Origin of the sequence: Rothia koreensis (genome assembly GCF_004136575.1) — a bacterium.
Lineage (GTDB): Bacteria > Actinomycetota > Actinomycetes > Actinomycetales > Micrococcaceae > Rothia > Rothia koreensis.
Genome location: NZ_NOIQ01000012.1, coordinates 31,205 through 54,342, shown reverse-complemented (window position 1 = coordinate 54,342; position 23,138 = coordinate 31,205). Strand labels below are relative to the sequence as shown.

Below are 23,138 nucleotides of genomic sequence, written 5' to 3'. Positions count from 1 at the left end.
CGGTCGAGTGCTTTCAGTAGCGCGAGGAGAACCGTGGATACTGTAGAAATCGCCCGCTGGCAATTCGGGACCACCACCGTCTATCACTTCATGATGGTTCCACTGACCCTGGGACTGGGGATGGTCGTCGCGATCCTGAACCTCATGTGGGTCAGGACAGGAAAAGAAGAGTACCTCAGGATGACAAAATTCTGGGGAAAGCTGTACCTGATCAACTTCATCATGGGCGTGGCCACCGGCCTCGTCCAGGAATTCCAATTCGGAATGGCATGGAGCGAGTACTCCCGATTCGTGGGGGACGTCTTCGGTGCTCCCTTGGCCATGGAAGGTCTGCTGGCCTTCTTCGTCGAGTCGACGTTCCTCGGTCTGTGGATCTTCGGGTGGAAGAAACTCAAGCCCGCCATCCACGCCCTCTGCCTTCTCGCCGCGGTCGCGGCCTCGTGGCTGTCCGCGTTCTTCATCGTGATCGCCAACTCGTGGATGCAGCATCCCGTCGGGTACGACATCGTGGACGGTCGCCCCATCCTGAACGACGTGATGGCTGTGCTGACGAACAACACGGCGATCGTGGCCATCATCCACACGCTCTTCGGCTCGGTGGCCGTCGCCGGATCGTTCCTGCTGGGCATCGCTTGGTACAAGCTGTGGAAGCGGCGCAGCCAGGGAATCGACACGGTCGATGAGAACGGCTACGTGGTCGTCGGAGACTCCGGCAAGGGCGCCCAGGACAAGAAGGACTACGCGGTGTGGTTCCGCTCCCTTCGCATCGGCATCCTCATCGGAGTCATCGGCTTCCTCGGGACCGCATTCAGCGGCCACGCCCAGGCCCAGCTCATGATCCACCAGCAACCTCTCAAGATGGCGGCCGCCGAGGCCGCATGCCACGACGGCACCGCATTCTCCGTGCTGACCCTTTCCGACCCCAGCGCACGCAACTGCTCGAACGTGGACACCATTTTCGAGATTCCGGGTCTGCTGTCCTTCTTGGCCCACGACAACTTCCACACGGACGTCAAGGGCATCAACACGTTGCAGCCCGAGTACGAGCACATGTACGGAACCAATTTGGGAGACGAACCCCAGTACGGGGATCGTGCCGGTGAAGACATCCACTACGTGCCGCTGATGATCGTCACCTACTGGGGATTCCGGCTCATGATCACCTTCGGGGGCCTGGCCGCCCTCGCCTGCGCTCTGGCGTGGTGGCTGACCAGAAAGGGGACGGTCCCACAATCCAAGTGGCTCATGCGCCTGGCCGTCTTCGGCATCCTCGCGCCCTTCGGCGCCAATGTCACCGGGTGGGTGTTCACCGAGATGGGGCGGCAGCCATTCGTCGTCGCCCCCAACCCGGATCTGCCCCTCGGACAACGGATCTACATGTTCACCGAGGCGGCGGTTTCGCCGAATGTGTCCGCGGGCGAGTTGCTGTTCTCGCTCATCTCCCTGGTCCTCATCTATGCCGTCCTGATGGTCGTGGAGGTATTCCTGATCGCCAGGTACGTCAGAACAGGAGTTGTCGCCTCCATGCCGGAGCTGGTCACGCCCGACAAGGACGACGACGACACGAACGACCCCGACAGCCACAAGAACGACGACGTCCTGGCCTTCGCCTACTAGGAGCAACCCATCATGTTCGAAGAATTTGTTGGACAACCCGGATTGCCGACCCTGTGGTTCCTCGTGGTCGGAGTGCTTCTCATCGGATACATCGTTCTCGATGGGTTCGACCTCGGCGTCGGCATGCTGATGGGGCGGATCTTCTCCCGCAATGAGAAGGAACGCCGTCTGCTGCTGAACACGATCGGTCCCGTATGGGACGGCAACGAGGTATGGCTGGTGACCGGTGGCGCGGCCATCTTTGCCGCATTCCCGATGTGGTATGCCGCGCTGTTCTCGGCGCTGTACATTCCGCTGACCCTGATCCTCCTGGCACTGATCCTGAGAGCAGTGTCGATCGAATACAGGGGCAAGTTGACGGGCCCTCGGTGGGAGCCCCGGTGGAACGCGATCATGTCCGTGGCGTCGTTCTTCATCGCGTTCCTCATCGGAGCGGCCCTCGCCATCACGACGACGGGGCTTCCGCTGAACGACAATGCGGACCGCGTCGGTGGTCCGTTCGCGTGGCTGACCGTGCCGGCCGTGATCGGCGGCTTGGGCATGGTCGGCTTCAGTCTGGTCCACGGGCTGGCATTCCTGGCCCTCAAGACGGACGGCGAGGTGCGTCATCGGGCGCGAACCATGATGGTTCGGATCCTTCCCGTGGCCCTGCTGCCGATGGTTGCGTGGGCCGTGTGGCTCCAGGTGATCGGCGCGACCCCGCTGTCGTTGACCCTGCTGGTCATCGCGGCCGCAGCGGCCCTCGCGTCCTGGATCTTCGCGATCAGGGGGCGGGAAGGTATTGCCTTCACGGCCATTGCGGGATTCGCGGTCTTCGGGGCCCTGTCGATCTTCATGGCCGCCTACCCGAACGTCTTGCCGACCACCATGGCGGATGGGACCACGTTGACCATTGCGAATGCGTCGTCATCGCCGTACACGCTGAAGATCATGACCATCGTGGCAGCCATAGGGCTCCCCGTGCTGTTTCTCTACCAGGGGTGGACCTACTGGGTGTTCCGCAAGCGGCTCTCGGCGGAGCACATTCCCGAGGCGCACAGAATCACGGAACTCTCCGAGCACCCCAACGCGGGCTGACCGATTGTTGTGAGCGTCGCCGACAACGACCAACAGGACCGGCGGCGGGCGAACCGGCGTCCGCCGTTGGGCCCGCATGCACGACGAGTCCTCCCGGTTCTGGGTGCCCTGAGCGCGCTGAGAGCCCTCGGACTCGTTGGGTTCTCCGCGGCCGTGGGGTCGTTGATGACCGCTCTCGCGCAGGCGGCCTTCACCGCGGCCTCCCACGGGGTGGGCAGAACGGCCTCCACCGGGTGGACCGACTTCATCGGGTCCCACTCCGCCGGGGCAGACGGTATCCTCCCTCACTGGCTGACAGGGTCCGATCCCGGCTCGTGGTCCTGGGGTGCCGCGGTTCTCGGCGTGGCGGGCCTGGCACTCCGGGCGCTCGCGGATTGGGGTCTCTCGGTTGCAGCGCAGCGCGCGGCGACCGAGACGAAGTCGACGATCCGTCAGGGCGTGCTGCGTCGAGTTCTCTCAGCTCCGCGCTCCCGGACCGCCGGCGGAACGGCCGCATCCGACGGCGCCGTGGCAGTCCTCGTCTCCCGCGGGTTGGACGCCCTGGACGACTACTACGTCAGAACAATCACGGCACTGGTCTCCACAGGAGTCATCCCGGCAATCCTGCTGGTTGTGGTGCTTCTGGCCGACCCCATCAGCGCCTTGGTGCTGGTGCTGACCCTGCCCCTGGTTCCCGTTTTCATGGTCCTCATCGGGAAAACGACCCAGAACGACACGCGCGAAGCCCAGTCCCAATTGCTGAGGCTGTCCCAGCACATCGTCGAGCTCTCTCGCGGCCTGCCCGTCCTGGTCGGTCTGAAGAGGGAGCAAGCGCAGTCCCGGGCCCTGAACGATTTGGGGGAGTCGTACCGGAAGCGAACCATGACGACCCTGCGCTCGGCGTTCCAGTCCTCCCTCGCCCTCGAGCTGATTACCACCATCTCGGTGGCTCTCGTGGCGGTGTTCATCGGATTGCGTCTCGTCTCGGGCCAGATCGGTCTCGACACCGCGTTGCTGGTCCTGTTGCTGGCACCGGAGTGCTTCCAGCCCCTGCGAGATGTCGGGACCGCTTTCCACCAATCCCAGGACGGCGTCGACGCCCTGCGCCGCTCGGAAGAGATCCTCGAGGAACCCACCGGCGCATCCGTGGTTTCGCCTTCTTCGGACGCCGCAATTTCGGTATCGGGGCTCACGGTCGAGTACCCCGGCCGAGGACGAGCGCTCGACGATGTGTCCTTCGTCCTGGAACCGAAAACCACAACCCTCCTCACCGGCCCCTCCGGCTGCGGGAAAACCACTTTGCTCAAGACCATGGCCGACATGGTGCGCGACGGACACGACGCCCGGGCCGGCGACCGGACGGCCGTCGCCGGTTCCGTCTTCGTACCCGACTCGGTCGCTTGGATCGGACAGTCGCCCAGTTTTCTTGCGGCCACGGTCGTGGAGGAGGTGGGCCTCTATGCGAATCCGGAGAACGCTTCCACGTGGCTGGGCGACCTGACGGGGCAGAACGGAGAATCCCAGGAGGAGGCGACTCGGGCTCGGGCACTGTGGGGGCCGGTGATCGACGCCTCGCTCAGGTCGGTCGGCCTCGAAGACCTCGGCTCCGTGGCACCCGCGGCGTTGTCCGCGGGCCAGGCACGTCGCCTCGCGATTGCCCGCGTTCTGGCCGCGGTACGCCCCGCCGGGGGAAATCTGCATGCGCGTTCGATGGGGCCGAGCCAGTGGCTGGTGCTCGTCGACGAGCCGACGGCGCACCTTGACCGCCGGGCCGCCGGCATGGTCAGCGACGCATTGCGGGAGCTGACCGAATCGGGGGCGACTGTTCTGTGGGTAACCCACGATCCGGCGGCGGCCCCGAGCTCTGCGGGCCGCATAGACCTCGACCAGGCGGGTCGCCTCGTCCGACATGTCCAGGCCACCCGGAGTGAACGGGTCACGAGCGCTCCGGCGAAGGGATGCACGACTGCCGCGGACGCCCTGGGAGCCGAGTGCGGTGACCGTGAGCGACGTGCCACCCCGCACCACGGCTCGTGGAGCGCAGACGGAGGCCGCAATGGCTCCTGGACGTCCGGTGTCCGGGGAACACTGCGAACCCTGTTCCGGGTGACGGGCCTCCGTGCGTCCCAAGTGTGGGCGCCCGTCCTCCTGTCCTTCCTCACGGTGGCATTCGGCGCATCCCTGACGGCCCTGTCCGGTTGGCTGATCGTCAGGGCCTCACAGCAACCCGGGATGATGTACCTGATGGTCGCGATCGTGGGGGTGAGGTTCTTCGGTCTGGGGCGGGCGGTCTTCCGCTATCTCGAACGTCTCCTGACTCACGACGTCGTCCTCAAGGCGGCCAACAGACTTCGGTCGAACGCGTGGGATTCCATGGGGGAGACCGCGCTGAGCCTCAGATCGTTGTTGCGGGGCGGTACCTTCTTGGACAGGCTCGTCGGGGACGTGGACGAAGTCCGTGATTCTCTTCCCCGCGTTCTCCTCCCGATTGCGACCAACGTTCCCACGATGATCGCGGCCGTCATCGCCACATACCTGACCGTGCCCTCCGCAACGTGGGTTGTCGCCGCGGCGGCACTCGTGACGAGCCTGCTGGCGCCGTGGCTCGTCCTGGTGGCCGACCGACGTGCCGAAACGGCAAGTCGCGACGCCGTTCAACGAACCCTGAGGGGCGCTCTGGGCGCGATGGAAAGTGCCGAAGACCTGAAGGGCAACCGTCTCGGCGACGCCGTCCTCAGGGTCCTTGCCGGCCAGGATCGCCTCGCTCTCGCGGCCGCCCGGCGTTCCGCGACCGCGACGGGGCTGGGCAATGCTCTGTCCTTGGTGACCTGGTGGGCGGCGGCACTGGGGATCGCGGTCATTGCATGGGACCCGGTGTCAACGGGCGATATCGCGGCACCTGTCGCCGCGATACCCGTTCTGCTGTGCACGGCCCTCGTGGAACCCTCCTCCCAGGCCATTGATTCCGTGCGGGCCTGGCCCGCATTCGCCCGGCTGGTCGCCAAGATCAGCCCCGTGTCGGAAGCGCCTGAGTCGCCATCGCATCCCGCAGGAATCCCCGGGCAGCGAGATGATCGGGAACCAACGGAGCCGTCTGAAGCACGGGAGCTGTGCCTTGACGATATTTCGGCGCGCTGGCCCGGCATGGCAGAACCTGCGATTCGCGGCGTGACCGGCCGGGTCGGCCGCGGCCAGGCGCTCGGGATCACCGGCCCGTCCGGGGCGGGCAAGACGACCACCCTCGCTGTCCTCCTCGGATTTCTGCGCCCGGAGCGTGGCTCAATCCGCGTCGACGGCCGTGAAATGGCGCCCGAGCAATTGCGCGGCGCCTCCGCCTGGTGCCCGCAGGATGCCTACATCTTCGATTCGACGGTGCGCGGAAACCTGCTGCTGGCCAGACCCCGGGAGTCGGCTCCGTCGGACCAGGAACTCGACACCATGGTGCGCCGGGTCGGTCTCGGAAGTCTCCTGGACTCGATGGAGTACGGGCTGGACACCCGCGTCGGCGCCGGCGGATCGCGATTGTCCGGGGGACAGCGCCAACGGCTCGCGATGGCCCGAGCGCTTCTGACCAATGCGCCCTTCCTCCTGGTCGACGAACCGACGGCCCACCTTGACGAGCCTTCGGCCGCGGCTCTGGTCGAGGAACTCGACAGGGCAACCCGAGGCTCCTCCGACGAAGCGGGCCCGGGTACTATAGTCATTTCACATCGCCCCACCGATCTCGGCCACTGCCGGTCCGTCGTCACCCTGGGACGTGGCGCAGGCCAGTAGTTGGGCCGCGTGCGGCAGGGTCGAACCCCGAGCGCGCCTGCGGGCGTTCAAGGAGCAGCACAGCACATGCGCCGCACACTGAAGGTTCTCTCGACCGTCGCCCTGATCCCCGCCTTCTACCTTCTGTTCGTGCTGCTGACCCCATGGCTCCAGCGCCAGGGAACGGGGCTGGCCGCCCCGTGGACCACGAGTCTCGTCGTGGGGCAGGTCCTCGCATTTCCGCAGATCATCGGCGGAATCATGGCGATATTCTTCCTCGTCTGGATCGCCGCCGGATGGCTTCTGCGACGCGTGTCCGGGCGGAACCGACGGCCCAACGGGACGCCCCTGGTGGGCTTCCTCGTCTCGGCGATGTGCGTGGGGCTGGCTCTCCACCCGGTGTCGGGTCCGCAGGAGGGGCCGACCGAGGGGCGGACGATGTCGGTGGTCAGCTGGAATGTCCACGACGAACTCACCCGAGCCGACCTCGGGCACGTGGTCCGGGGCAACCCCGAAGTCGTCGTGCTCCCCGAGGCCAGCACGGGCCCGCTCGAGAAGTACCTCTCCGAGCTCGGCAAGGACTCGGACTACCAAGTCTTTGCCACGAGTACCGGCTCCGGCCTCTCACCGACCAGCGTGCTGATTTCCAAGAGCCTCGGTACGTACCAGATCGCCGAGGGCGAGGAGCCGACAGTGGGGACTCTCGCCCTCCGGCCGGCCGACCCCGCGTCGTCGAACCCCGTGGTTCTGGGAGTCCACACGGCGAGCCCGGTTCCGCGATGGATGGACCAGTGGGACAGCGACGTCGGCTCGGTCCTGGACGACGTGTGCACGCCGCGTCGCGACGACTCGCCGCGCCCGGTCATTGCCGCGGGCGACTACAACGCCAACCCGTGGCACGGACACATGGCCACGATCCCAAGGCGCGACGGGTGCACGGACGCACTTCCCGCATCAGGCGTCTCCCGGGGCACGTGGCCCAGCTCCCTGGCCGCGTGGACCAGAACCCAGATCGACCACGTCGTCGTCAACGGCGACATGCGGGTCGACGACGCCGACGTGATGCCCATCGAAGGACCCTCGGATCACGTTCCGGTCCGGGCGACCCTCCGATTCTGAGAAGGGACCAGGACCCGGAGCGCGCTCAGGGGTCGACGGTGTCGTCGGCGTCGTCCCGGACCGAACCGTCCTCGGCGCCGGACCCGAGAGCGGGGCCGATCGCGTCGATCGATTGGGACAGGGGCACGCCGGAACCGTCCCGAGCGCCGAACTCGGTCGGGAGGGATCGGGCGACGCCCGCGGCCGAGACAGCCTTCGCCGGGCCTCTGCCCGCCCAGGCGAGCTTCAGACCGGATTCGCCCTTCAGGAAACGATGCGCCCGGACACCGCCCGTCGCACGGCCCTTGGCCGGATACTCCCCGAATTCGGTGATCTTGGCCGATCCGGCTTCCGTCCCCGGCAACGATTCGTCGGCTTCGGAGACCGTCACGACCACGGCCGACTCGGTGGGGGACAACGCACCGAAGTAGATGACTCTGTCGCCTTCGGCGACCTTGATGCCCGCCACGCCACCGGCGCTCTTGCCCTGCGGGCGCACCTTGGCGGCGTCGAAGGTCAGCAACTTGGCCTCGCGGGTGATGAACACCAGGTTGTCGTCATTCGATGCGTGGCAGGCCCCCACCACCTCGTCTCCGGCCTTGAGCGCAATGATCGGCCAGTCGTCCCTGTTCAACGGGTAGTCCGGGTTGACCCGCTTGACCACGCCCTGGGCCGTGCCCAGCGCGATGACCTGATTCAGGGGGACCAACGCAATCAGCGACTCATTCTTCTCCAGCGTCAGGAATTCCTTGACCTTGACCCCGGTTCCGAGGTTCGGTGCGCTGCCCGACAACTCCATCAGCGGAATGTCCATCACATTGATCCGCACCATGCGCCCGGACGAGACAACCGCACCGATTTCCCCACGCGCCGTGGCCGGAACCAGCGAGCGCAGCGCATCGTGCTTGATCCTCTTGCCCGGATCCTCGAAGGACTCCCGCCCGCGTGGGCCCCCAGGGGTGCGACCGAGTTGTCCCGAAGTGGACAGGGCGACCCAACACGGGTCGTCCGCGATTTCCAGAGCCAGACCCAACCCTTTCTTCGTGGAGGCGGCGCCGCTGTCCGTGGCCGCCGAGGCGAGCGCGGCCAGGTCGTCCGAGTCCGCCAGCTCGGTCCGTCGGTCGGTCCCGTACCGCTCGGCGACCTCGCCCAGCTCATCCGAGACGACGCCGCGCAACTTCTGGTCCGAGGCCAGGATCGACTCGAGCTCGGCGATGGTGGCCCTGAGCTCGTCCCTCTCGGCCTCCAGCTCGATGCGGGAGAACTTGGTCAGCTGACGCAGACGCAGTTCCAGGATGTGGTTCGCCTGGGCTTCGCTCAGGTCGAAGACCATCATGAGTCGTTCCCGAGCCTGGGCCGTCTGGTCGGAGGAGCGGATGATCTCGATGACTTCGTCGATGTCGAGGATGGCAACGAGCAGGCCCTCGACCAGGTGCAGCCTGTCCTTGGACTTGCCGAGCCGGTAGGTCGTGCGTCGACGAACGACGTCGATGCGGTGCTCCACGTAGACCCTGAGCAGGTCCAGAAGCCCCAGGGTCTGTGGCTGCCCATCCACCAGGGCGACGTTGTTGATGCCGAAGGAGTCCTCGAGCGGCGTGTGCTTGAACAAGGACTGCATGACGGCGTGCGGGTTGAATCCGTTCTTGAGTTCGACCACGAGCCGGGTGCCGTTCTTGCGGTCGGTCAGGTCGACGACGTCGGAAATTCCGGACAGCTTCTTCGACTGGACGCCGTCCTTGATCTTGTCGATGACCTTCTCGGTCCCGACCAGGTACGGCAATTCGGTGATGACCAGGCCCTGCTTGCGCGCGGTGACCTGTTCGACCGTGATCTTGGCGCGGGATTTGAAGGAGCCGCGGCCGGTCGCGTAGGCGTCCTTGATCCCGGACAGGCCGACGATCTTGCCTCCCGTGGGCAGGTCCGGCCCGGGAATGAACCGCATGATGTCTTCGAGACTCGCGTCCGGGTTGTCGATCAGGTGCCGCGCCCCGGCGATGACCTCGCGGAGGTTGTGAGGGGCCATGTTCGTGGCCATGCCGACGGCGATGCCGGAGGTGCCGTTGACCAGAAGGTTGGGGAAGGCGGCCGGGAGGACCCCTGGCTGCGTGAACTGGTTGTCGTAGTTCGGGACGAAGTCGACGACGTCCTCGTCCAGGTCACCGGTCAGCGCGAGGGCTGCGGGAGCCATGCGGGCTTCGGTGTACCGCGCCGCGGCGGGGCCGTCGTCGACGGAGCCGAAGTTGCCGTGTCCGTCCACGAGCGGCAGCCGCATCGCGAAATGCTGGGCGAGGCGGACCATCGCGTCGTAGATCGCCCCGTCGCCGTGGGGGTGGAGCTTGCCCATGACCTCGCCGACCACGCGGGCCGACTTCACGTGGCCCCGGTCTGGTCGCAGGCCCATCTGCGTCATCATATAGAGGATTCGTCTCTGGACCGGTTTGAGACCGTCCCGCGCGTCCGGGAGCGCCCGCGAATAGATCACCGAGTACGAGTACTCGAGGAAGCTCGTCTCCATTTCGGAGGACACATCGATATCGACGATGTTCTCGACGACGTCGAGCGGGAAATCCTCTGGAGTGTGCGACGACTTGCGGCGGGGGGCCATCTGTGAATCCTCACGGTCTGACGGTCATGGGCCTCACCAGTGTAGAACAATAGGAACCTGTGACTTGCGATACTAGACTGGGAGCATGCCCGAAGAGAACGCGTACCCCTCCCACTGGGAAGCCGACGTCGTATTGCGCGATGGCGCGACCGCTCACTTGCGACCCGTGCTCCCGACAGACCAGGACGCACTGGCAGCGATGTATTCCAGGCAGTCCGAACGCACCATCTACCTGCGGTTCTTCACCTACAAGTCCTCTCTGAGCGCGAAGGAGCTCGCGCGCTTCACCACGGTCGACCATCAGGACCGCGTTGCCTTCGTGATCATGCTCGGCGCGGAAATGATCGGTATCGGTCGCTTCGACAGGACCAACGACCCCCACGAGGCGGAGGTCGCATTCTTCATTTCGGACGCCCACCACGGCCGGGGCATCGGTTCCATTCTGCTCGAACACCTCGCCGCGGCCGGCCTCGAGCGTGGCATCACCAAATTCTCGGCCGAGGTGCTCCCCGAGAACCGGAAGATGCTCAATGTCTTTTCTGAAGCGGGCTTCGAGGTTGCGCGAGTGTTCGACGACGGCGTCGTCATGGTCAACTTCGATATCGACCCCACGGAGAAGTCACGCGAGGTCATGGCCTCCCGCGAGCACCGAGCCGAGGCGAAATCGGTCTCCTCGCTGATCGCACCGAGGTCGATCGCGGTGATCGGTGCCTCCCGGGATTGGAGCCAGGTCGGCCACGAGATCCTGGTCAATGTGGTCGAGGGCGGTTTCGCGGGACCGGTCTACGGGATCAATCCGGAAGCCTTCGAACTTGCGGGCATGAAAGCCTACCCGAGCATCGATCAGGTTCCGGAGCCCGTGGATCTCGCGATCATCACGGTTCCGATCTCCGAAGTGGCGGGCGTGGTCGAGGAATGCGGGCGCGCGGGGGTTCGCGGTGTCTGCATCGTCACGGGAGGGTATGCCGACGACGGCGCCCGGGGGCGCACCCGGCAGCAGTCTTTGGTCCGTACCGCGCGCAGCTACGGCATGAGGGTCATCGGTCCCGCGTCCTTGGGCCTGATCAACACCGACCCGGCGGTCTCGTTGAACGCGTCGTTGAGCCCTTCGCCCCCGACCCCGGGAGGGTTGGGGCTCTTCAGCCAGTCCGCCGCCATCGGGGTGTTGCTGTACACCTCGGCCCGCCGGCGGGACCTCGGATTCTCCACGATTCTCTCCGGCGGGAACCGTGCGGATGTTTCCGGGAACGACATGATGCAGTACTGGGAGGACGACGGCCGGACCACCGCGTGCTGCATGTACCTCGAGTCGATCGGCAACCCGCGCAAGTTCTCGCGCATCGCCCGGCGCCTGGCCAGGACCAAGCCGGTCATCGTGGCCAAATCGGATGTCACCGGGGTCCAGTTGCCACCCGGGCACACGGGGCGCACCAGCTCGGCCCCGCCGGAAGCCCTCAACGCGATGTTCCGCCAGTCGGGTGTGATTCGGGCCGAGACTTCGGAACACCTGATGGACATTGCACAGCTCGTGGTCTCCCAGCCTTTGCCCCGGGGACGGCGGGTCGCCGTCTTCTCGAACGCCTTCGCCCTGGGCAGGGTCATTTCGGATGCGTGCGCGAGCTACGGGGTCGAGGCAACGCACACCGAGCACGTCCTGGACACGGCGAGCCCGGACATCGACATCCTCGACATGATTCGGGATTCCGTTCTGACCGCGTTGCGCTCCTCCGACGTCGATGCCGCGGTGGCCTCCTTCCTGCCGTCGCCTTTTGTCGGACAGGACGAGATCACCGAGGTGCTTGCCGATTGCGGCGTCGAGACCGGCAAGCCCGTTCTCGCGGCCTACACCGGCGTCGTCGAACCCACGGATTATCAGCGCGGGATCTGTCCCTGCCCGCGCACGTGGACGGGGGCGGACGGGGAAGAGTCCCTCACCTATCCGGGCGTTCCCTGCTATGAGAGCCCGGGCGCGGCCATCGGGGCGTTGGCCGCGGTCATGGACTACATGGCATGGCGGGCCCAGGAGGACGTCTTCGTCGCCGAGATCGAGGGCACGAACGCGAAGGAAGTCGACCGGCAGATCCAGAGGCTCAGCCCTCGGATTCCCGGTGAAGGACTTCTGGAACTCTCCTCATCCGATGCCGCGGACATGCTCTCCGAATACGGCATCTCCGTCCTGGAATCCGTCCCTTTCGAAACCAAGGAGCAGGCGGTGGAAGCCGCCGACAGACTCGGGTATCCGGTGGCCCTCAAAGCGATCGACCCGACCATGCGGCATCGAATCGACCTCGGGGGAGTGAGGCTCGGCATCGAGGACCAAGAAACCCTCCTCCGGGACATCGACCTGATGCACCGGACGCTGGCCACATACGGTGACTTCGACCTCGAGGTCCAGAGCATGGCTCCCACCGGTCAGAACTGCGTGATCCGGGCGATGGAAGATCCCCTGCTCGGACCGGTCCTGTCCTTCGGAATCGCCGGAGACACCGTGAACCTGCTGGACGACTGGGCGCACCGCGTGCCGCCGCTGACCCAGCGCGACGTCGAGAAGCTGGTCAGATCCCCGAAGGCGGCACGAAAGCTCTTCGGGTACGACGGTCTGCCGCCGGTTGCCGTGGAACTTCTCGAGGACCTGATCCGACGCGTGGCGGAGCTCAAGGACCGGCATCCCGAAATCGCCCTCCTGGAGCTGAATCCCGTGATGATTTCGGAGAATGCCCTGACAGTCCTGGACTGCACGGTCGAACTCGGGAATCCGGAGCAGCGGACGGACAGCGCACGCAGGACCATGTCGCGCTCGTGACGACCTCGGTCTGACGGCGCCCGAGTGGGGTCGTAGAATGGGGCGGAAGCGCCCGGGTCCGAGGGCGAAGAATTCCCCGGCCAGGGGAGAGACGGCCCCGCGTCGTCGTCGAACATCGAGAGCGAGTGCATGGCTGAGTCAGGAAACATGGGCAAGTATCTGGACCGCGACATCGTCAATGCGGGGTTCTACCCCCAATTGGTCAGTGACGTGGTGCGGGATGCCCTGGACGGGCAAATCCCGTCCTCGCACCTGGTCCACTTGGAGACGCACTTCGACCAGACCGAGGTCCACCGCCACGTGACCGTGCTGGCCCTGGCGGGCGACATCGTCCAGATCACCCACGTGGACGACCAGTCCTTGGACGAGGACGGTAACCAGGTCGTGGCCCACGTCTCGACCGAAACGGTCCCGGTCCGCAACCTGACCTCGGTAACTCTGTCCTACGCCTATCGTCAGCCGCAGAACTACACCCCCGATTCCCTGGCCGCGGAGGTGACGCTGATGATGTCCTGGACGGGCAGCCATCGGCTGGACCTCCAGCCCGCGGGCTGCTCCGATCCCCAGTGCGAGGCCGACCACGGGTACACGGGGGTCGCCGCACGGGAAGACGTCGTCCTCCGAATCTCCGCGGAGGCCGATGGCCAACAGGCCGTGCAGGACGCCAAGGAATTCGCGCGAGCCCTCCGCCGAGCCAATACCGCCCTCTCTGGGACCTCGCACTCCTGATGACGACGCAACACCCGAGCTCGGGACCCACGGGGCAGGACCTGACCGGCCCGACATTCCCGCCCCCGCCCCGGTACGGTCGCAACTCGATCGGGGACGTGCTGTCCTCGGCCGCCTCGATGTACCGACCCGTCGCTGACTCTTCTCGACGCGCGGAATTCCCCGATGCTCTCGGACTGGGCACCAGGTTGACCGACTGGGGCCGCAATGGTCCTTTCCGGAACGTGTGCGTTGTCCTCGTCGACGGTCTGGGCAGCGCGCTCCTGTCACGCAGCGCCGGGCACGCCCCGAATGTCCGGAAGTCCATGGATCTCGGTGATCTGGACGCCGCCCTGCCCTCGACCACGGCGGCTTCCTTGGCCGTGCTGGGCACTGGACTTCCCCCGGGCCAGACCGGAATGGTGGGGTACGACGTCGTCGACCCCGAACGCGACGTCGTGGTCAACCAGCTGTCGGGATGGGACCCCGCGGTGGACCCGCTGCAATGGCAGCCCCATGCCACGGTCTTCGAGCGACTGGAAGGCATGGGAGATGCGGTGACCGTATCGATGCCCGCGTACGAAGGCAGCGCCCTGACCCGGGCAGCCTTGCGCGGAGGTCGGTTTGTCGGCGCAGGATCGACCCTGGCGCGGATCAGCCAGGCGTCCGAAATCCTGCGCCAACGCACCCCGACCTTCATGTACCTGTACTGGGGAGAGCTGGATCAGGCGGGGCACAAGCACGGGTGCACGTCAGAACGCTGGCTCGAGTCCCTCGAGGAGCTCGACCACGGCCTCAAGAGGCTCACCTCCCGTCTCGGCCCGGAAACCCTGGTGCTGCTCACCGCGGACCACGGCATGGTCGACATACCCTCCGAGGACCGGGTGGACTACTCACAATTCCCCGACCTGGTCGACGGCGTCAGGCTCACCGCCGGAGAGCCCAGGATGGTACAGCTGCATCTCGAGGATCCCGAAGACGCCGATGCCCGGGCGAGACTCTCGACCGCCTGGGCGAATCGCTTCGGGGACCGCGCGTGGGTCCTGGACAGGGACTACCTGATCGCGGCGGGGTACTTCGGTCACGACGTCCGCCCGGAAGTGCGGGACCGTATAGGGGACCTCATCATTGCCGCCCACGGCTCGCTGGCCCTGTTCGACCTGCGCCGCTCCAACCCTGGGGCACTGTCCATGGTGGGACAGCACGGCTCATGGACAGACGACGAAAGGTTCGTTCCCCTGAGAGCGTGGACGGGGGCCTGATTCCCGCGGAGACGGGCCGCTACCAGGCCGAACGGCTCAGCGGTTCGGACCCGCTGACCCGCCATTGCCCTGGCCGTTGCCGGAACTACCGCCGGGCTGGCCAGGATTCGAAGGCTGGGGTGGTTGCGTGGGAGCCTGTGTCGGTTCCTGAGTGGGAGGTTGCGTCGGTTCCTGGGTCGGCTCCTGCGTGGGTTCCTGGGTCGGCTCCTGGGTGGGCTGTTGCGTCGGTTCCTGGGTCGGAGCCGGCGGCGCTTGCGTCGGAGCAACCGTCGGTGGCGCCTGGGTTACCTGACCGTACGGATCGGTCGGTTCCGGCTGCTGCTCGATCACGGTGGGCGTCGGAGCCGGAGCAGGGCTCGACCATGCGGGCTTGGACGAGGAGCTCGAGGGCGTCGAGGACGTCGACGAGGGCGACGCTGTCGTGGCGGTCCCCTTGGGGTTGTCGTCATCGGAGTTGAGTACGGCGATCGTGGCCCCGCCTCCGATCACGGCGATGCCCAGGACGGCCGCTCCTGCCCACAGCAGAGGACCCTTCCGCGAAGGACGCTCGTCCTCCGAGTCAGGTGCATCGTGGGCAGCGGCCGACGCGCCGGCCCCACCGGCACCTGCCGCGGCGGTCGCCGCAATGGAATCATCGCCCTCGGAGTCCTCGTGGTGGATCCAACCGGTGGGTTCACCGGGGCTGACCGGGACGATGGGACCCGTGGGGGTGGCATCCGTCGGTTCGTTCCCGTCCGCGTGCCTGCCAGCCGCCGCTGCACCCGCGGCGCCGGCACCCGCGGCGCCGGCGCCGGCACCGGCGGCTGCCGCTCCCGCCCCGGCGGCCGGAGCAGAGCCGGAACCGGTCGAGCTCGCGCCGTCCGAGGAGCCAGAATTCTGTGAGGAGGTGCGAGGGGCTTGCCCCTCGGTCAGGGCGGCCAGCCTGCGACGTCGCTGTTCCTCGGCGGCCGCTGCCTCACGACGGCGCTCCTGCTCGATCCGCTCCTGCCGCCGGCGCTCGCGCTTGGACTGCGGCAACGTCGCGTCGGAGAAGAGCTCGTCGTTGAGGCTCTGCATGGGTTCGGTTTCGAGGGCATTGTGGGCCTGGGTCTGCCCGACGTATTCGTACCCCGGCGCCAGCTCCTGGGTTGCCCCCGTGGTCGGCACGTTCGAGGATTCGTCCGAAGAAGTCTCGGTGACGGGAGATTCGGGAGACGACGTCTCGGCCGACTCCGTCGAAGCCTTGTCGCGTTCAGGGCCGTTGCCGGACACATCGGACGCGGGATTCGAATGATCGGTGCCCTTGGCCGCCTGATCCTTCGATCCCTGTACATTCTGGGGGAGCGATGAGTCTGTGCCGCTCCCCGGACGTGCCTTGCGGCGCTTCTTCCCCATGAAAACCTTTGTGCGTTGCGTGCCGTAACAAGTTCATGACTACCTGTAACACACAAAATACCGTGCGCCGGTCGCTATGGCGAGTCCGGTGACGAATTCTTCGTCATCACTCCTTGGGGCGCTGTTGCCCGAAGAGGATGTCGTCCCAGCTCGGCACGGAGGGGCGGCCGGAGCGCGACTTGCCGGGGCGTTGCCCCTCGGATCCTTGCCCTGTGGAGCCACCAGGCTGCTCGGAGTCCGTACCTCCGTCGGTCAGTGTGCCCTGCCCCGGAAGCTCCTGGGTCAGTCCCGAGACCCGACGGTCGCTGGCCGGGTCGCTGCCGGCGGGGGTTCCCCGGCGCGATTCGAGTTCGTCCAGGAGGCTCTCGGTGGGGCTCGGTTCGTCCGCGCCCACGGCCCGCAGGTGATTGCGCGGTCCCTGGGCGTCATCATCCTCATCGGACGCGGAATCCTCGCCGGCAGGGCCCGCGGTCGAGGCGTCGTCGTCGTCCTCCTCCTCCGTCAAGGAATCGGGCGCGACGTCGGTCGATGCGAGGGAGCCCTCGTCCGTCGGCGATTCGACGAATTCTTGATCGGGGTCCTGGTCCGCTTCGGTCTCGAGCGCGGGTTCGTCGTCGAGCTCTTCGAGGGCCTCTTCCTCTTCGGCACCGTGCGGGCGACCCATCAGGAACTCGGCCACGGCGTTGCCGGCAACGACCGTCTGGTTCGCTGGGTTGTACACGAAGCGCGCGGGAAAATCGGCCCCGGAGGGAATCTGGGAGAGCGCGGTCTGGGAGTAATCGACCGAAACAGTCACGTTCCACTGTCCGTCCTCGCGCTGCCACGCATTCCACTGGGCATCGCCTTCAGCGAAGTTCCAGTCCTCGCGCACACCGACGACTTGGTCATGGAGCGTTTTGCGGCCCCTGGACGCGGGGTCGAGGGGACGGACGACGACGTTGCGAGCGGCGGTCACGATATGGGCGCGTTCGGCCAGGATCGGCCACTCGTACCGGCGCACGCGCTCGGGCTTCCACCCTGACTCAGCGACGATCTCATCGACGCTCGCGCCCTGCCTGAATCGGGTCTGGATATCGCGGGGGCCGTAATCGCCCCGTCCGCTGAGTCCTCGAGGGGTCTGTGCTCTCTTGGCCTTGACCACCGCATTGCGCAGGCTGTTGTCGATGACGACACGGTATCGGTGCTCACCGTCCGGAGACTCGAGAACGAGGTGCTCGCCGTCGTCTTGGACTCCCACGAAAGTCAGCCGATCCATCAGTTCTCCTTAGTGATACCGCTTGCGACGCGTGCACGACCAGGCCATTCGCGCCCATTGCTCCTGACAGAATACCGCCTTGCGGTCTTGTGGCCAGACACCCCGCGACCCGAAGAATCCGCTCACAGTAAAATCGGCTGGACATCGCGGGGCCCGATAGTGAACAATCATCGCGATACCGGCACGCATCGAGTTCTGTTTATGTCTCATGAGCTGGCCAACAGGTGCCCACACCGGTACAAGAACCACACGATGATCGGCACGGCCGTGTGGGCGTGCTGAGAGCTACCGACGAAAGCGTGACAGAAACATGGCTACCGATTACGACGCCCCGCGCAAGCAAGACGAAGAAAGCAGCTCGGACTCCATTGAGGAGCTGAAGTCGCACCGAAGCGACCAGCAGTCCAACGTTGTGGACGAGGACGAGAACGCTGCCGCCGAGAGCTTCGAGCTTCCGGGAGCGGACCTCTCGCACGAAGAACTCTCCGTGGTCGTTCTTCCGGCCCAACAGGACGAGTTCACCTGTGCATCCTGCTTCCTCGTGCGCCACCGTTCGCAGATTGCCCGCGAGGAAGGCGGGCTCTACTACTGCATCGAGTGCGAGGCGTAGGGCGCGGCTGACGGCGCGGAACGCGCGAGACGTTGACAAAGGGGAGGACCGAGAAGGTCCTCCCCTTTGTGCATCCGCTATCGGCCGTGCATCCGCTACCGGCGGTGCATCCGCTACCGGCCCTCGTCGTCGTCGGGCTCGACGACGCTCTGGTCCACCTCCGGCGTACGCACCGCCTGGTGCTCCGGGTCCGACCCCAGAACCAGGGCCAATTCCTCCGGGCGTCGAGAATTCGTGAGCCAGTACGGCGTCGGGTCTGCCGGGTCCACCAGGTGAATCCTGGCCACAGGGGAGACCCACGGGCGGAAATTCATGTAGGCCCGACCATCGGCGCCGGGTCCGCACGCGATGCGGGCGTTCTCCCCACGGAAAACCTCGACCGTGCCCACGTAGTCGCGTTCGATGTGTGCCCGACCGACCTGGAGGGAATCCTCGGTGACCTCGAGGACCGGCGAGGACGAATAGAGAATCAGGCCGAGGGTGGCCGCCAGGACGATGGCCACCAGGATCGCTATGGGCACATTGATCGGCGCGCCGACGGCGAAACACGCGAAGCCGAAGACGACCACGCAGATCCACACACCGATCGACGGGTAGAGCTTTTCGTGGAATTCGACGGCGGATGGGGCTCCGAAGCCGGCGGGATCGTCGGAATTCGGGGAGACGGAGTCAGACATGTCCACCAGAATACGCGTCGGAGCCGGGCCCCCGGTACTCGAAAGCGGGCGAGGACTCAGCCAGTGCCCGGCCGCAGCCGTTACAGTGGCCTAGGGCGAAGCGGTCCCACCGATACGGACTTGCGTCCGGCACGGGCGGCCGCCGCACGCCGAACAACTGCCACCGACCCAGGAATGACGAGCATGCTGCCGACCGTTGACGTCAAGATCACGCTGCTGGACCCGGAGCTGCCGGCTCCCTCGTATGCCCAGGACGGCGACGCCGGAGCCGACCTGAGGTCCCGGGAGGATCTGTCCTTGCGGCCCGGCGAGAGGGCCCTGGTGCGGACCGGGGTGGCGATAGCTCTGCCCGACGGATACGTGGGACTGGTCCACCCGCGATCAGGGCTTGCCGCGAAGTCAGGCATTACGATCGTGAACGCTCCCGGCACCGTCGATTCGGGCTACCGCGGCGAACTGATGGTGACTTTGCTCAACACGGACCAGAATGAGCCCTATGACATCCATCGTGGCGACCGGATCGCGCAACTCGTGATCCAGAAGTACGAGCACGCGGCCTTCGAGGTCGTGGAAGAGTTGCCGAGCTCCGAGCGGGGAACCGCGGGGTTCGGCTCGACAGGAAGCCTTTAGAAAGGACAATCGTGCTGGGATTCGGAAAGAAGAAACAGAACACCGAAGCCTCCGAGGACAAGTCGTCCGAGGACGTCGGCGAGGCCACGACCGAGCAGGCGCCCGCGCCGGCTGTCGAGGACGAGAAACGCCCCGACCGTGACTTGATCAATGCCAAGGCCGACAAGGACATTGATCAGGCGGAGGCCGCCGCAGCGGCGGCCGAAGAGGGCAACACCGAAGAGACTTCACGATCGGTGACCGGTCCGTTCGACGTGTCCGAGATCGAAACCGACGAGACCTACATCGATCTCGGTGGGTTGCGCATCAAGCCGGAGGAGTCCGTGAGCATGCGCATCGACGTGGATCAGAAGAACCAGTCCGTCGTTTCCGTGACATTCCAGAAGGACGGGGCGATTCTGCAGGTCCAACCGTTCGCTGCGCCCAAGAGTCGGGGCCTCTGGTCGGAGATCCGGACCGAACTCGCGAAGTCCGTTCGTGACCAGAACGGCGTCGTCGACATCCTGGACGGCACACTCGGTCGACAGGTCATCGCGAAACTGCCCGCGTCGTTGCCCAATGGGGACCGCGGCTACCGCGTGGCCCGATTCGTGGGCGTCGACGGGCCCCGCTGGTTCCTGCGCGGAGTGTTCTCCGGCGACGCCGCGGTCAAGCGCAGCGCCGCTCGGGACATGGAGCGTGTCTTCCGCAGCCTGGTCGTGGTCCGGGGGAACAACCCCATGGCGCCCCGGGATCTCCTGCCGCTCCGGATTCCCGACAACGCCGTCCCGCGCGACCAGGCCGCAGAAACCCCGGCGAAACCGGGCAACGAGGTGCCGGAACGAGGCCCGGAGATCACCCAGATTGGCTGAATCGCCCTCGGTCCACCGGCCCGCGGACCGCGACGGCCGGGAGCCGGCCAGGATCCGGGTTCTCGTGGAAGGGCGCGTCAGCGAAGTTCGCATCCGTCCGCGGAACGAACTGCCCAGGTACGAGGCCGAGGTGGATATTACCGCGAGCTACCGGGCCGTCTCCTCGGACGTGCGCGGACGCTTGCCGCGCGGCTCGGTGACCGCACCGACGTCGGCCATCGCGATGGACATGCCGCACCTGGATGACGACGACGCCCCACTCGGCCCCGGGACGCACGTCCGACTCGTGTGGCACGGCCAGCGCACGGTTCCCGGGATCGGCGCGGGCACACGATTGCGGTGCTCCGGCCTGCTGGCCTCCGTCTCGGGGGCGCCAGTCATCTACAATCCTCGGTACGAAATCGTGTCCCGCCACCAAGAACTGTAGAAGAGCGGAGAGCATCACCACATGCAGAACAACAACGGCGAGTCTTCACGCCGACCGGACGACTCCGAGCGACCCGGCGGCTCGCCGTCCTTCGGGCAGCAGATGGCTGCCGCGTACGGCAAATCCGGTGCCTTCAGGCGGGACGAGCACGGGCAGATCGATGTCATGCACGCGATCGGCGGACTCCGCGGTCTGCTCGAGGCGGTCCTGCCCTCGATCGCGTATCTGGTCAGCTTCGTGATCACGTCCTCGCTGGGCCTTTCCCTGGCGATCGCGATCGGTCTGGCCGTGGTCCTGTCGATCATCCGGTTCATCACCGGCGGACAGAAGATCCAGGCCTTTTCCGGGGCCGTGGGCGTGCTGATCTGCGCGTTCTTCGCACACGCCGGAGGCAAGCCGATCGACTACTACGTCGTCGGGTTCTGGACCAACGGCGCGTACGCCGTGGGCCTGGCCCTGTCGATGCTCGTCCGGTGGCCCCTGCTCGGCGTCGTCTACGGAATGCTCCGCGGCGAGGACACGGGATGGCGCAAGCGTCGGGAGCGGATGCGGGTCTACCAGCTGGCAACCGGGGTTCTGGCCGCGATGTTCGCGCTGCGCCTGGCCGTGCAGTTGCCGCTCTTCTTCGCCGAGAATCTTCCCGCACTGGGGATCACACGACTGGTCATGGGCATCCCGCTCTACGCGTTCTGCCTCTGGCTCACGTGGATGATGACCAGGACCAAGGAATCCGTGGCGCGGAGCGAAGAACCGGCCTAGCCGTACGCCGCTCGCCGACGGCGTGAGGGTGCCATTATAGTTCCTGGCCGTGGGCCGTCTCGTCCAGACCGGGCTCTTCGGCAACGAGATCTTGGTCCTGCTCGACGGGTTCCTCCTGAGCCTGCTCCGCGTTGAACAGGGAACGCAGGTCCTGTTCTCCGGCGGGCGTGGTGATCAGGAAGAGTTCGTCCTCGCCTTCCAGGACGTCGTCGCCCGTGGGGGTCACGGGGATCCCGTCGCGGAGAATCGCCACGAGCGTGGTCTCGGCCGGCCACTCGACGGACTCGACGGTCGAGCCGATGAATGCGTGATCGGTGGGTACGGTGTATTCGATGAGCGTCGCCCCGCCCGCCTGGAGGTCCAGCAGACGCACGACGTCTCCGACCTCCACGGCTTCCTCGACCAACGCTGTCATGAGCCGCGGCGTCGACACGGCGACGTCGACGCCCCACGCGTCGTCGAAGAGCCACTCGTTCTTCGGGTTGTTGACCCGCCCCACGGTTCGAGGCACACCGAATTCGGAACGGGCCAGGAGCGAGACGACCAGGTTGGTCTTGTCGTCGCCGGTCGCGGCCACGATCACGTCGGCCGTTTCGGGTTCCGCCTGGCGCAGCACGGACAGCTCGCACGCGTCACCGATCAACCAGGTGGCACCCCGGAGATCGGAGCGGCCGATGGCCTCCGGCTTTTCGTCGAGAATCGTCACTCGATGGCCGTGGCCCAGTAGCTCGAAAGCAATGGACGATCCCACGGAACCCGCGCCCACGATGAGAACCTGCACGTCACTCCTCCTCTTCGCCGCGCTGCAACCCGGACTCGGGGGAGTCGTCGCGGCGGATCGCTTCTTCGGTTCGCTCGACGGTGGACGCCGGCTTGCCCCAGGACCGCTGGCTGAGGCGCGGTTCGAAGGGTTCGTCCTCGAGGTCTCCCGGCGGGGAGGACAGCACCCGTGCCACGGCGTTCATTTCCTGGGTACGGATCATCGCGTGCACGACGTCGCCCTGCTGGAAGCTGGTGTCCGGGCCGGGAAGCATGCCCTCGCCGAAACGGGTGATGAACGCGATGCGGACGTCCGCCGCCTCCTCGATATCGGTGAGGGAATGGCCGGTCCAGTCCTCGTGCAATTGCAATTCGGCAAGAACCAGGCGGCCCGAGGCCTCGCGGTAGTCACCGGTCATGGACTGCTCGGGCAGGATTCGGCGCAGAACCTGGTCGGTGCTCCAACGGACGGCCGCGACCGTGGGGATCCCGAGGCGTTGGAAGAACTCCGCCCGATTCGGGTCGTTGATGCGGGCGACCACGTGGGCGACCTTGAAGGTCTCCCGTGCCACACGGGAGGCGAGGATATTCGAATTGTCCCCGTTCGACACGGCCGCGAAAGCGTACGCGTGCTCGATATCGGCCCGCTTGAGCGTCTCCCGGTCGAAACCGACGCCCTTGACCTTCTTGCCGTCGAAATCCTTCCGGAGCCTTCGGAACGCGCGTTCGTCCTGATCAATCACGGCCACGGTGTGTCCCGCGGCCTCGAGGGAGTGGGCGAGCATGACTCCGACTCGTCCGGCGCCCATAATCACGAAGTGAGGCACGGTGCATTGGCTCCTGAAGGTCGCGGGGGCTGGGAAAGCGTTCGCTTCTCGACCCAGTCGTTCTCCT

18 protein-coding genes are annotated in these 23,138 nt (G+C 66.2%); 12 read left to right on the top strand and 6 right to left on the bottom strand.

The genetic code is table 11. The annotated features are described in order from the left end of the window. Nucleotides 1–33: 33 nt before the first annotated feature. The 4 genes from EWU68_RS09080 to EWU68_RS09065 all read left to right on the top strand — a co-directional run bounded on the left by EWU68_RS09080 (nucleotide 34) and on the right by EWU68_RS09065 (nucleotide 7,545). A complete protein-coding gene (locus EWU68_RS09080; protein WP_129315816.1) occupies nucleotides 34–1,617 on the top strand; it encodes a cytochrome ubiquinol oxidase subunit I in 1,584 nt (527 codons plus the stop codon). 12 nt (nucleotides 1,618–1,629) lie between these two features. Next, on the top strand, nucleotides 1,630–2,694 hold the full coding sequence (cydB, locus tag EWU68_RS09075) for a cytochrome d ubiquinol oxidase subunit II (RefSeq protein ID WP_129315815.1): 1,065 nt from the start codon (nucleotides 1,630–1,632) through the stop codon (nucleotides 2,692–2,694). A 9-nt stretch (nucleotides 2,695–2,703) separates the two neighbouring features. Beyond that, a complete protein-coding gene (gene cydC / locus EWU68_RS09070; protein ID WP_129315814.1) occupies nucleotides 2,704–6,447 on the top strand; it encodes a thiol reductant ABC exporter subunit CydC in 3,744 nt (1,247 codons plus the stop codon). 66 nt (nucleotides 6,448–6,513) lie between these two features. Continuing rightward, entirely contained in the window at nucleotides 6,514–7,545 is a 1,032-nt protein-coding gene (locus tag EWU68_RS09065; protein ID WP_129315813.1) for an endonuclease/exonuclease/phosphatase family protein, read from the top strand. A 25-nt stretch (nucleotides 7,546–7,570) separates the two neighbouring features. Here EWU68_RS09065 and EWU68_RS09060 read toward each other — a convergent pair whose 3' ends face one another. Beyond that, a complete protein-coding gene (locus EWU68_RS09060) occupies nucleotides 7,571–10,129 on the bottom strand; it encodes a DNA gyrase/topoisomerase IV subunit A (RefSeq protein ID WP_129315812.1) in 2,559 nt (852 codons plus the stop codon). An 85-nt stretch (nucleotides 10,130–10,214) separates the two neighbouring features. On the opposite strand from EWU68_RS09060, the gene EWU68_RS09055 reads away from it, so the two are divergent. The 3 genes from EWU68_RS09055 (at nucleotide 10,215) to EWU68_RS09045 (ending at nucleotide 14,902) form a co-directional block, all read left to right on the top strand. Then, the gene (locus EWU68_RS09055; RefSeq protein WP_129315811.1) at nucleotides 10,215–12,932 is read left to right on the top strand and encodes a bifunctional acetate--CoA ligase family protein/GNAT family N-acetyltransferase; all 2,718 of its coding nucleotides are present in this window, start codon (nucleotides 10,215–10,217) and stop codon (nucleotides 12,930–12,932) included. A gap of 129 nt (nucleotides 12,933–13,061) precedes the next feature. After that, a complete protein-coding gene (locus tag EWU68_RS09050) occupies nucleotides 13,062–13,661 on the top strand; it encodes a DUF5998 family protein (protein ID WP_129315810.1) in 600 nt (199 codons plus the stop codon). Beyond that, complete coding sequence (locus tag EWU68_RS09045) at nucleotides 13,661–14,902, top strand: alkaline phosphatase family protein (RefSeq protein ID WP_129315809.1); 1,242 nt, start codon at nucleotides 13,661–13,663, stop codon at nucleotides 14,900–14,902. Before EWU68_RS09050 ends, EWU68_RS09045 begins: the two co-directional genes overlap by 1 nt. Before the next feature lie 36 nt (nucleotides 14,903–14,938). Here the strand turns inward: EWU68_RS09045 and EWU68_RS13430 are convergent, their stop codons facing one another. Together EWU68_RS13430 and sepH are read right to left on the bottom strand one after the other, a co-directional pair. Beyond that, nucleotides 14,939–16,276, bottom strand: coding sequence for a hypothetical protein (locus EWU68_RS13430; RefSeq protein WP_129315808.1), 1,338 nt, complete (start codon nucleotides 16,274–16,276; stop codon nucleotides 14,939–14,941). A 106-nt stretch (nucleotides 16,277–16,382) separates the two neighbouring features. Further along, complete coding sequence (sepH, locus tag EWU68_RS09035; protein WP_129315807.1) at nucleotides 16,383–17,531, bottom strand: septation protein SepH; 1,149 nt, start codon at nucleotides 17,529–17,531, stop codon at nucleotides 16,383–16,385. A gap of 310 nt (nucleotides 17,532–17,841) precedes the next feature. Between sepH and EWU68_RS09030 the strand changes: the two genes are divergently transcribed. Beyond that, nucleotides 17,842–18,141: a DUF4193 domain-containing protein gene (locus EWU68_RS09030; RefSeq protein ID WP_129315806.1), complete on the top strand. Its 300-nt coding sequence runs from the start codon at nucleotides 17,842–17,844 to the stop codon at nucleotides 18,139–18,141. A gap of 113 nt (nucleotides 18,142–18,254) precedes the next feature. On the opposite strand, the gene EWU68_RS09025 is transcribed toward EWU68_RS09030, so the two are convergent. Then, a complete protein-coding gene (locus tag EWU68_RS09025) occupies nucleotides 18,255–18,818 on the bottom strand; it encodes a DUF3093 domain-containing protein (RefSeq protein ID WP_129315805.1) in 564 nt (187 codons plus the stop codon). A gap of 174 nt (nucleotides 18,819–18,992) precedes the next feature. Between EWU68_RS09025 and dut the strand changes: the two genes are divergently transcribed. The 4 genes from dut to EWU68_RS09005 are packed head-to-tail and all read left to right on the top strand — an operon-like array spanning nucleotide 18,993 to nucleotide 21,485. Next, complete coding sequence (gene dut / locus EWU68_RS09020; RefSeq protein ID WP_129315804.1) at nucleotides 18,993–19,448, top strand: dUTP diphosphatase; 456 nt, start codon at nucleotides 18,993–18,995, stop codon at nucleotides 19,446–19,448. An 11-nt stretch (nucleotides 19,449–19,459) separates the two neighbouring features. Continuing rightward, on the top strand, nucleotides 19,460–20,299 hold the full coding sequence (locus tag EWU68_RS09015) for a DUF3710 domain-containing protein (RefSeq protein WP_156265376.1): 840 nt from the start codon (nucleotides 19,460–19,462) through the stop codon (nucleotides 20,297–20,299). Next, on the top strand, nucleotides 20,292–20,726 hold the full coding sequence (locus EWU68_RS09010; protein WP_129315802.1) for a hypothetical protein: 435 nt from the start codon (nucleotides 20,292–20,294) through the stop codon (nucleotides 20,724–20,726). The genes EWU68_RS09015 and EWU68_RS09010 overlap by 8 nt, the downstream gene beginning before the upstream one ends. A 21-nt stretch (nucleotides 20,727–20,747) precedes the next feature. Continuing rightward, a complete protein-coding gene (locus EWU68_RS09005) occupies nucleotides 20,748–21,485 on the top strand; it encodes a DUF3159 domain-containing protein (protein ID WP_129315801.1) in 738 nt (245 codons plus the stop codon). 34 nt (nucleotides 21,486–21,519) lie between these two features. Here the strand turns inward: EWU68_RS09005 and EWU68_RS09000 are convergent, their stop codons facing one another. Both EWU68_RS09000 and EWU68_RS08995 read right to left on the bottom strand, forming a co-directional pair. Continuing rightward, nucleotides 21,520–22,266, bottom strand: coding sequence for a potassium channel family protein (locus EWU68_RS09000; RefSeq protein ID WP_129315800.1), 747 nt, complete (start codon nucleotides 22,264–22,266; stop codon nucleotides 21,520–21,522). A 1-nt stretch (nucleotide 22,267) separates the two neighbouring features. Further along, nucleotides 22,268–23,071 carry a potassium channel family protein gene (locus tag EWU68_RS08995; protein WP_129315799.1) on the bottom strand — a complete coding sequence of 268 codons (804 nt, stop codon included), beginning with the start codon at nucleotides 23,069–23,071 and terminating at the stop codon, nucleotides 22,268–22,270. Nucleotides 23,072–23,138 lie beyond the last annotated feature (67 nt).

Bases quoted from the DNA above. Each gene is read 5' to 3' on its own strand.
- EWU68_RS09055 (WP_129315811.1), top strand. From the start codon at position 10,215: ATGCCCGAAGAGAACGCGTACCCCTCCCACTGGGAAGCCGACGTCGTA.
- sepH (WP_129315807.1), bottom strand. From the start codon at position 17,531: ATGGATCGGCTGACTTTCGTGGGAGTCCAAGACGACGGCGAGCACCTC.
- dut (WP_129315804.1), top strand. From the start codon at position 18,993: ATGACGAGCATGCTGCCGACCGTTGACGTCAAGATCACGCTGCTGGAC.
- cydB (WP_129315815.1), top strand. From the start codon at position 1,630: ATGTTCGAAGAATTTGTTGGACAACCCGGATTGCCGACCCTGTGGTTC.
- EWU68_RS09050 (WP_129315810.1), top strand. From the start codon at position 13,062: ATGGCTGAGTCAGGAAACATGGGCAAGTATCTGGACCGCGACATCGTC.
- EWU68_RS09065 (WP_129315813.1), top strand. From the start codon at position 6,514: ATGCGCCGCACACTGAAGGTTCTCTCGACCGTCGCCCTGATCCCCGCC.
- EWU68_RS09045 (WP_129315809.1), top strand. From the start codon at position 13,661: ATGACGACGCAACACCCGAGCTCGGGACCCACGGGGCAGGACCTGACC.
- EWU68_RS09005 (WP_129315801.1), top strand. From the start codon at position 20,748: ATGCAGAACAACAACGGCGAGTCTTCACGCCGACCGGACGACTCCGAG.
- EWU68_RS13430 (WP_129315808.1), bottom strand. From the start codon at position 16,276: ATGGGGAAGAAGCGCCGCAAGGCACGTCCGGGGAGCGGCACAGACTCA.
- EWU68_RS09030 (WP_129315806.1), top strand. From the start codon at position 17,842: ATGGCTACCGATTACGACGCCCCGCGCAAGCAAGACGAAGAAAGCAGC.
- EWU68_RS09060 (WP_129315812.1), bottom strand. From the start codon at position 10,129: ATGGCCCCCCGCCGCAAGTCGTCGCACACTCCAGAGGATTTCCCGCTC.
- EWU68_RS09025 (WP_129315805.1), bottom strand. From the start codon at position 18,818: ATGTCTGACTCCGTCTCCCCGAATTCCGACGATCCCGCCGGCTTCGGA.